Raw genomic sequence first — 222 nt, 5'->3', positions numbered from 1 at the left:
AGGCCGGTTACACACCTGTTATTCTGGATAATTTCTCCAACTCGTCCTCCGGAGTGCTTGATCGGTTAAACCAGCTTTTCCAGCAAGAACCTGTTTTTATCGAGGGCGATATACGCAGCCCTGATCTTGTTCAAAAAACGCTCGAAGATCATGAATGCGAATCCGTCATTCATTTCGCAGGCTACAAGGCTGTTGGCGAAAGCATGGCCGAGCCACTTAAAT

At 47.3% G+C, this 222-nt stretch carries 1 protein-coding gene; it reads left to right on the top strand.

Annotated features, from left to right (window positions below; genetic code table 11):
- The coding region (locus tag SU32_RS16760) for a GDP-mannose 4,6-dehydratase (protein ID WP_144421190.1) at window positions 1-222 on the top strand (222 nt) is incomplete at both ends.

It is taken from the genome of Ahrensia marina, from assembly GCF_001293565.1.
Lineage (GTDB): Bacteria > Pseudomonadota > Alphaproteobacteria > Rhizobiales > Rhizobiaceae > Ahrensia > Ahrensia marina.
Note: the sequence above shows the minus strand (reverse complement) of the source record. Positions and strands in the feature narration are given on the sequence as shown.